The 9,300-nt window shown below is 32.2% G+C and carries 6 protein-coding genes and 1 pseudogene; all 7 read left to right on the forward strand.

Going from position 1 to position 9,300, the window contains the following annotated elements; genetic code table 11:
* Positions 1-260: pseudogene (locus LQ188_RS26320) on the forward strand (ABC transporter ATP-binding protein); the annotation flags it as partial.
* Between the two features lie 183 nt (positions 261-443).
* The gene (locus LQ188_RS26325; protein ID WP_230178900.1) at positions 444-914 is read left to right on the forward strand and encodes a hypothetical protein; all 471 of its coding nucleotides are present in this window, start codon (positions 444-446) and stop codon (positions 912-914) included.
* A 691-nt stretch (positions 915-1,605) separates the two neighbouring features.
* The gene (locus LQ188_RS26330; RefSeq protein ID WP_230178901.1) at positions 1,606-1,722 is read left to right on the forward strand and encodes a transposase; all 117 of its coding nucleotides are present in this window, start codon (positions 1,606-1,608) and stop codon (positions 1,720-1,722) included.
* 635 nt (positions 1,723-2,357) lie between these two features.
* The gene (locus tag LQ188_RS26335; protein WP_230178903.1) at positions 2,358-2,513 is read left to right on the forward strand and encodes an IS110 family transposase; all 156 of its coding nucleotides are present in this window, start codon (positions 2,358-2,360) and stop codon (positions 2,511-2,513) included.
* A 20-nt stretch (positions 2,514-2,533) separates the two neighbouring features.
* Positions 2,534-2,725, forward strand: a complete 192-nt coding sequence (locus tag LQ188_RS26340) for a hypothetical protein (protein WP_230178905.1) — start codon at positions 2,534-2,536, stop codon at positions 2,723-2,725.
* Complete coding sequence (locus tag LQ188_RS26345; protein WP_230178907.1) at positions 2,709-2,894, forward strand: IS110 family transposase; 186 nt, start codon at positions 2,709-2,711, stop codon at positions 2,892-2,894. The genes LQ188_RS26340 and LQ188_RS26345 overlap by 17 nt, the downstream gene beginning before the upstream one ends.
* 1,832 nt (positions 2,895-4,726) lie before the next feature.
* On the forward strand, positions 4,727-9,217 hold the full coding sequence (locus LQ188_RS26350) for a non-ribosomal peptide synthetase (RefSeq protein WP_230178909.1): 4,491 nt from the start codon (positions 4,727-4,729) through the stop codon (positions 9,215-9,217).
* Positions 9,218-9,300: the final 83 nt, after the last annotated feature.

Raw genomic sequence — 9,300 nt, forward strand, 5'->3', positions numbered from 1 at the left:
TTTTTGCGGATGAGCCGACAGGAGCTTTGAATTCATCCGTGGGAACGGTTGTTTTAGATATCCTAACACAACTGAATAACGAAGGACAAAGTATTGTCATGGTAACGCATGACCTCAAAGCAGCAACAAGAGGAAATAGGATCATATATTTAAAAGATGGAAGAATCGATGGAGAATTGAATTTAGATCCATTTGGAGAAGACAATTTGAAAGAAAGGGAGGAAGCTGTGTACAAGTTTTTAAATGATAAAAATTGGTGATTCGATAGCTTGTGGGGCTGTCCCAAAAGTCAGGAAAATGACTTTTAGGGGCAACCCCATTTTTTATGAAATTTAGTACAAAAAATTGCTACTTTTATTCCAAACAATATTCAACAAACAACTATGATTTTTGATATTCAAGAACTCACCCCGATGCATCACGTGGCCCGTGTGATCGATTAAATGATTGAATCAATTGAAGTTAGCGTATTCTTCGGATACTATCAAGGTGGCGGAGTTGCTCATACCATCCCCAAAATAATGACCTTTTCTCTAAAAGCCTATTCCTGTCGTGAAATCGTAAAACTGGTTGAAGAAAAAATTCCATTGATGTGGCTGGCTGCTTTGCAGGAACTGGATTATCGAACCATTAACCCAATTCTCACACAGCAAATGGTAAAGCTCCTTCCGAAGCTATTTGAAGAAATGATCCATCAATTAATAGAAGAAAAGCACATCACAATGGAGAACTACTTCCTAGACAGAACAATAATTGAAGCGAACGCAAGCGAAGCTGCAAGAGAAAATCGAAAGACATACCAACAGATCCAGGCCATTGCAGATGAAGAAGATCATGAACTGTCTAATCAAGACGAAACGGCTACTTTAACAGCAGAAGAAAAACTAGTTCAAGTAGAAAAAGTAATAGTATAGAAAGTAAAAAAAGAAACTAAGGACATCCAGCTTTTAAAAAATGTCCAGGAACGAAAAGAAAAGCGATGGGCACTCAGTCCGGTTAAGAAACTATTGAAATTGGTGCGTGAATACTTAGGCCCGCGATTAGTGAAAGTGAAATACAAACAACAAAATGCTCTATTTGGCGATCGAAATAGTTATTCGAAAACCGATACAGCGACGTTTATGTGAATGAAAGATGATCATATGAATAACGGACAACTAAACCTGGTTATAATATCCAAATGACAAAGGAAAATACATCGTTACTATTCCCGTAAAACGTCATCGAAGATGCCGGCTATGGCAGTGAAGAAAACTATCTCTACTCTTTGGAAAAAGAATTTGAAGCCTTGATTCCTTATAATACTTTTTTAACGGAACAAAAACGGAGCAATAAAAAGGATATTCGTCATCAAGTAACCGGGCATATGATGAACAAAAGGATGAATACACCTGCCTAAATAACCGCAAGTATTTTTTAAAAACGGTACTCGTCCCGTATAGATAAGAATGGTTTCACACATGACTTTAAAAATTTATGAACGCGAGGATTGTTCGGATTCCCGGTTATAATCGCAATGTAGAAAGACGGCAGGAAATCGTCAGGTGCATTTTAATCCAATTTATTAAGAACTAAAAGCAAAAGTGAACCTTTGGTCTGAATCAAATGCAAATTTACGCTCGACGAAAAATCGAGGTAGAGAGTGTTTTTGGTCATATCAAGGGAAATAGGTCCTTCCGTTGCTTTTCGCTTCGGGACTTAGCGAAGGTTCAAACGGAGTAAGGCAACTTAGCTATGGCACATAATTTACTGAAGGTAGCTGGATTGCGTGAACTACTTCCAATAAATAATTATAAAATTAGAAAAACAGGTGACAAAAACGAATCATTTACCTTCACCTATTTTATTTTAAGGGCTAATAAGATAGCCCTTTTTATTAGCGACATGTTTTATTTTTAGGAAACACCATTAGAAACTGCTATTCCCAATTTGGTAGTGGAAAAGGCTGATAGTTCCGTTTTCAGAAAAAGCCCAGATTATTGAAGTATCAACAAATTTTCTTTGTACTTATAAAAGTCCAGGATCAATTTGTAGTTTTTAAGGAGAAATAGATGACTTGAACGGGTAATGAAATGATACAAAATTACCAAAAATATTCCCATCAGCCAATCATGAAGCGCACGGCCAGCGCTGCACCACATTGAATTAAAATGGTAGAAAACCGTCCATACTGATTCTATGACTGGGTGAGGAAGGTCGATGAACTATGGTGCCATTAGAGCTCATCCGTTAGTCTGACTCCAACGACCACGGTACATCACAGACTATCGATCCCTAACGGGGAACGATCATGGTAGATTACCCCATTTTGGTTTTTGCACCAGCCTCTAATTTTTCTCCATAGGAAGATGGTTTCAATGGAAATTATCATTGAACGAGTATGTGGAATGGACGTACATAAAAACAACATTACCGCCTGCGTTATGACCCCTGAAGGAAAGGATTTTAGGGGAGTTTCATCAAAGGGCATGCTTCATACAATCTCAAATGTTGAGATGATCCTGAAAAACTAGCAAACTTTGCACGACGCTCGATGAAGAAGAAAAAAGATGATTTAATCCTTGCCCAGAGTGGGTATGTGAATCCTCATCAACGCATGATGTTCAAAACGATTCTAACTCATATTTATTTTTTGACTGAACAAATTGAAAAAATTGATCAAAAGGTAGCCCAAAGGGTTGGTATTTTATCAAGAAAGGATAGAATGATTGGATTCAATACCTAGAATTGCCACTCAGATGGTCGAACAAATTCTAGCTGAAATCGGAAAAGACGTTGAAAAACAGTTCGAAAGTGCAGCCAGATTATGTTCATTGACGGCCCTAGTACCAGAACACAATGAAGTGCAGGAAAAAGGAAATCAACCAGAGACAAAAAGGGAAATATTTTTTTAAAATCTACCTTAACGAAAGCTGCTCGTTCAGTTGGAGCCTCTAAGAACTATCTCGGCGCTCTATACAGACGGACGGCGGCACGAAAAGTAAGAAAACAAGCTGGAATTGTCGTCGCTCACGCCATGTTAAGAATTTCTAATTATCTTTTAACTAGAAAAGAAATGTATGTAAACTTAGGCGAAGATTATTTTGATAAACAAAAGCAAGCTTCCATTGATCGAAGTTCGGTCCGAAGGTTAGAAAACTTAGGATATACTGTTTCAGAAGTATCCTAAATTAGCCTATTTATTAGGAGGTTTTTAATAGGGCGCTGCTCTTTTTCAAAAAAATGAAGTATGCGTCTTATTTAATTTGTTATTTTTCCTTACTATTTATTTTGAATTTTCATGGTAGTTTGATAGGAAATAAGAATAGGTAGCCTGTTACATGGGTCAGCCAAAAGATTGGTTTTTCATAAAGGGACTTCTTAAAAGCAGGGAAAGTAAAGCTGTTTATGGATATTATGTTATAAGTTGAATGGAGTTTCCGAGGCTTTTAGTTATATTAGGGTATCAGATGGAGATTTAAGGTGAAGTAATAGTCACTATACATAATTTATAGGTAAGAAATTCGGGAGAAAAGAACGGAATTCAAAATAAAAAATAAATTTTAAAATAGTTTTGGGGATATTTACATTAAAAAAATACAAATTTTATCAATTTCGTGATTAAAAATACATAATTTTACTTTGACAACTATATGGAAAATATGTTTAAATTATGACTTAAATAAGAATAAAAAGGTAAAACTGGTTAATAATATAAAAGTTTCCTAAAAATACTCTGTTTAAGATGTAGGATTATGTACCTAGATGGTGGTGTTTTATAACAGAATTGTATTGAATTCTTTAATACGTTGGTTATTCAACGGTGACAGGGGATGTTGGATAAAGGGAATACGTTATGTAAATATAAAGGTAAGCAATAAATATATTCTAAGATATCAAATCAATGAAGGGATTTGATTTAGACAATTAAGGCGTCTAATCAGCATCTCTAAATAATTTTCTGTCCTCAAACTAGCTATGTTTCCAACTAGTAACTCAGTCACCCGATAAAAAGACAAGACAAATAGAGGTAACCCTATGAAATGTTATCCCTGATCTTCTAGGAATTGGTCCGTTGAAATGTCCTGTTTCGAGAAGGAACAAGGGACTATTAAAAACAGCTTTTCCTTTTTTTTTGAGGTTTGAGGGTGTGTACAATGCTCTTGATTCTCAAGTAATTCGTGATGGACTCATCACTTCGAAATGTTCTACTGATTTTTCGATGTAATTTCAAGTGGTTGATTATTTGATTCTTCCTTTTTTAGACGAATCGTTTCGTTACAATGGATAAGGGCTTCTCCATTGTATAGGAGGTGTTCGGATAGATGATATTGATAGGTTAAATAAACGATTAGTTATTTGAAAGGAGGCATATTGAACCACATTGGTAGCGTTAGCGGAAAATAAAGATTCTTCCATGTGGAAACAAAAAGGGCATACTTTTCGTTCGATTTCGTGTTATATCACCTCAAAGGTAATCGGCGGAAGCTAAACACTTGTTATCAAGCCGTTAACTTATTGTGAATATTTCCTTAAGGCAAATATTCACAATAAGTTTGATTGGAAATCAAAATGAGTTCCCTATGCTCAATGTTATACCGATTTTTAGAGGTATTCTTGATTTTTTTAGTACACGAAGTATTAATTTTTGGGGGGAGGTAGCACATTTTCAGTATGCGAAAATTGAGTAAGAATATAAAGAGAACATTAAATACTTTTAAATACATAATAGATTAGAGGGGTAGAAATGAGCGTACATAATAAGGAATACTATCAATTAACACATCCACAACGGAGAATATGGTTTACCGATAAAATTAATACAAATTCTCAACTTCATAATATAGGTGGATGTGTAAAAATAAAAGGAAAGATAGATATTAACCGTATGGAGAAAACGCTTAATATCATAATAAAAAATAATGATGGTTTAAGATTAAGGTTTACAGAAAAACATGGTGAACCAATTCAATATGTTAAAGAATTTCATTATGAAGGTATAGATTTTTTAGATTTTAGTAAGTTTGAAACGCCTAAAGAGCAACATGAAAAATGGGTAAAAAGTTTATTTGAAAACCAGTTTAAGTTAGATGATAGTAAATTATATTTTTTTGCTATCTACAAAATAAGCGAAAATGAATGCGGTGTAGTAATCCAATTTCATCACGGCATATGTGATGGATGGGCAATTACGCTTATACAAAATCAAATTTGTGAAATATATAGTAGATTAATAAATAATTTTGAGGTTTCTGCAGATGAATGTTACTCATATTTAGACTTTATTAAGGCAGAGCAAGAGTATTTGAATTCGGATAAATTCATAAAGAACAAAAACTTTTGGAAAGAAAAGTTACATGACATACCAGAAGAGTTTTTATACAACTCATCGAATAGTTTAGATAGTAAAAGAATGAGCTTTTACATTAATAGCGATTTATCAAAGAAGATACAAAACTTTGTCAAGGATGAAAAATGTTCCTTAAATACCTTCTTTATAGCAATATCACTTCTGTATATAAATAAAAGCATACATAAAAATGATTTAGTAATAGGTACACCGGTATTTAATAGGTCTAGTAAGGCTCAAAAGAGCATGGTAGGCATGTTTACAAGTACAATGCCTTTTAGATTTAAATTAAATACAGAGTTAAATATAGGGAATCTAATAAAACAGATTAATAGGGAGTTGAAGCTTTGTTTTATCAATCAAAAATATCCTTATGATCTTTTAGTTAAAGATTTAGAGATAAATAAAGATGGATATGACAGCTTATTTAAGATGTCTGTAAACTACTATAACTCCAAATATAAAAATGATATCAATGGCACCATAAAGGTTGAGTCTAAGGAATATCATTCTGGAAATCAAAGCCACTCATTACAACTTGTGGTTCAGGAATTAGAAGATGAAAATATAGAACTAAATTTTGATTATAAAACACTAGAATATACAGATAATCAAATTAAAACAATGTACCAATATATGACGAATCTAATTAATCAGGTATTAAAAGATGAAGAGCTAACCATTAATAACATTAAACTTATTAATGAAGAAGAAAGAATACATAAGGTATTTAATTTAAATTCAACAGCTAATCAGTATCCGAAGAAAACAGTATGTGAATTATTTGAAGAACAAGCAAAGAAAACGCCAGATAAAGTGGCTGTGGAATTTAAAGAAAAAACATTAACGTATAGAGAACTTAATGAAAAGGCAAATCAATTATCAGATTTCTTAAGAGAAAAAGGTTTAAGTAAGCAATCTAATGTTGCGATAATGCAGACACACTCAATAGATCTTCTAATTAGTATTCTAGGGGTTCTAAAGACAGGTGCAGTATACTTACCTATTGATCCTAGTTATCCAATTGAAAGAATAAATTATATGCTTGAAGATTCCAACAGTAAGATGTTATTAACAAATTTAGAGGTAGATACAAATATTAAATGTCAAGGAACAATAATCAATATAAGAGATATAGATTTAAGTTTTTATAATAAAGAAATTTTAACAAATGTAAATGATTTAAATGATTTAGTTTATATCATCTATACATCGGGCTCAACTGGAAAGCCAAAAGGAGTAATGGTTAAACATCAAGGCCTGACAAACTATATATGTTGGGCTGATAAGCGATATTTAAAGGGTGAAGATGAAAGTATGGCACTATATTCTTCCATATCCTTTGATTTAACAGTAACTTCTATATTTACACCATTAATTTCTGGAAATAGAATAATCATCTATGAAAATGATGAGACAGAATTTGTTCTGTATAAAATATTAAGAGAAAATAAATCGACGGTTGTAAAGCTAACACCCGCACATCTAACTTTATTAAAGGACAGGGATAATAGAAATTCTAATATAAAGAGATTTATTGTAGGTGGAGAAGATCTAAAGGTAAACTTAGCAAAAGAAGTTCACAAAAGTTTTGGTAAAAGTATAGAGATATTTAATGAATATGGACCAACAGAAACTGTAGTTGGATGTATGACATATAAATATGATGAAGAAATAGATAAAGGTGTTTCAGTACCAATAGGATATCCAGCTGATAATGTGCAAATTTATATATTAGACCAGCAATTAAATATAGTTCCAACAGGTTTTGTTGGGGAAATTTATGCTTCCGGAGATGGCGTTGCTAAAGGATATTTAAATAGAGAAGAGTTAACCAGTGAAAGATTCGTTGAAAATCCATTTGTAAACAAAGGGAAAAAAATGTATAAAACTGGTGATATGGCAAGGTATTTGGAAAATGGAGTTATTGAATATATAGGGAGAATTGATAATCAAATAAAGATAAGAGGACACAGAGTTGAAATTAGTGAGATAGAGAAATACTTACTAGAAAATGAATTTATTAAAGATGCAGTTGTTGTATATAAAGAAAATCCATCAGAAAATTTGTTATTGAATGCATATATAGTAAATAAAAAGGAAATTAATGATTTCGAATTAAAAGAATGGCTTTTGCAATTCTTACCTAATTACATGATTCCAACTAACTTTATATTTATTGACAAGATACCATTAACCGTAAATGGTAAGGTGAATTATCATCTCCTTCCGGAACCAATAATAATGGAACAAGAATTTGTAGAGTATTCAACTTCAGCCGAAAAAGAGTTAGTTAAAGCTATAGAAGAAATATTAAGTGTAGAAAATATAAGTATGAATGATAACTACTATCAGCTTGGAGGAGACTCTATAAAAGCGATTCAGATTTCTTCGAAGCTAAAAAATAAAGGATTGGAGATTAAGATAAAAGATATATTAGACCATGACACTATCGAAGAAATTGCCGCAACGATAGAGGAAAGTAAGGAGTTGAAATCTATAAATCAAGAACAAGCTCAAGGAGTTGTAGAAAGAACACCTATTATGGAATGGTTCTTTAATCAAGATTTTGAAAATCAACATCTGTATAACCAACATGTATTATTGGAGTACACCGGCGTTTTGGATATTGATCTAGTTAGAGTTGCTGTAAATAGATTAATTGGGCATCATGACGGTTTAAGAATGAACTATGATAAGAAAGATCATAGGTTATTTTACAATAATGAATATATAAATGAGAATTTCCTGGTGGAGTATTTCGATTTATCCCAATATTCCTACGAAGGTCAATATGAAAAAATCAATCATATAAATGATCGGGTTAATGCTCATTTAAATATAGAAAATGGTCTTTTATTTCATGTAACGATGTTTCATTTAGGGGGAGAAAGACAAGTGCTGTTATTCACAGCTCACCACCTAATAGTAGATGGGATATCTTGGAGGATAATATTAGACGATTTCCTAACTATACTAAAACAATTAAATGATAAAAAAGAAGTAAAGTTGCCTATGAAAACACATTCCTTTAAAACATGGGCGGAAGCTTTACAAGAGTATAGTAAGAAAGATTTTGATACAGAAAAGGCCTATTGGCAACAAATTTCGAATAGAGATTTTACCTATCTGGTAGATGATGATAGAGAAGAAGATACTGTAGGAACAGCTAATGTTTTGTATAAAGAATTGGATGAAGATACATTAAATAATTTAATAAAAAAAGTAAATGAAATTTATAATTTGGAACTCAATGAAACTTTAATCATTGCATTAGTCATCACCCTTAATGATTTAACTAATAGAAGTGATATTGTTATTGAACTTGAAAGACACGGAAGAGAATTTGTAAATGACTATATTGATGTATCTAGAACCATTGGGTGGTTTACAAGTATGTTTCCTGCATATTTTGTTGTCGACCATGAAGATATAAATAATAATATTAAATCATTAAAAGAGCAGCTTAGAAATATTCCAAACAAAGGTTTCAACTATAGTATACTGAAGTTTTTGAATAATGAGTTAAGAGATAAGGGGAATAAGCACATAAGATTCAATTACCTTGGAGATTTTGACACCATCTTTGATAGGGAAGGACTAAATTTCTCAAATATTAAATTTGGTTTGGATAGTGATAAAAAAAATTCACTAACATCATTAATGGATATAGATGCTATAGTTGTCAATAAAAAATTAAAGATAAGCTTTACCTATAGTAGAAATAGGTTTGAGGATGAAACAATAAAAAAACTAATGGATAGCTATGTTGATACACTTAAATTAATTTTGGATAAATGTACGAATGAGGATTTAAAGGAATTTACTCCATCAGATTTTGATGCCGCAGGAATTTCACAGGAGGAGTTAGATTCTTTGTTTGATTAAAAATGATGCTGTATACTACTATGCCGAGAAAATGAGCCATAGTAGTCCCTATGGCAGAATAATTTTGAAGTTATACATAAAAG

Origin of the sequence: Peribacillus sp. Bi134, from assembly GCF_918698065.1 — a bacterium.
In the GTDB taxonomy this organism is placed as follows: domain Bacteria; phylum Bacillota; class Bacilli; order Bacillales; family DSM-1321; genus Peribacillus.

Bases quoted from the DNA above. Each gene is read 5' to 3' on its own strand.
- LQ188_RS26325 (WP_230178900.1), top strand. From the start codon at position 444: ATGATTGAATCAATTGAAGTTAGCGTATTCTTCGGATACTATCAAGGT.
- LQ188_RS26350 (WP_230178909.1), top strand. From the start codon at position 4,727: ATGAGCGTACATAATAAGGAATACTATCAATTAACACATCCACAACGG.
- LQ188_RS26340 (WP_230178905.1), top strand. From the start codon at position 2,534: ATGAAGAAGAAAAAAGATGATTTAATCCTTGCCCAGAGTGGGTATGTG.
- LQ188_RS26330 (WP_230178901.1), top strand. From the start codon at position 1,606: ATGCAAATTTACGCTCGACGAAAAATCGAGGTAGAGAGTGTTTTTGGT.
- LQ188_RS26335 (WP_230178903.1), top strand. From the start codon at position 2,358: ATGGAAATTATCATTGAACGAGTATGTGGAATGGACGTACATAAAAAC.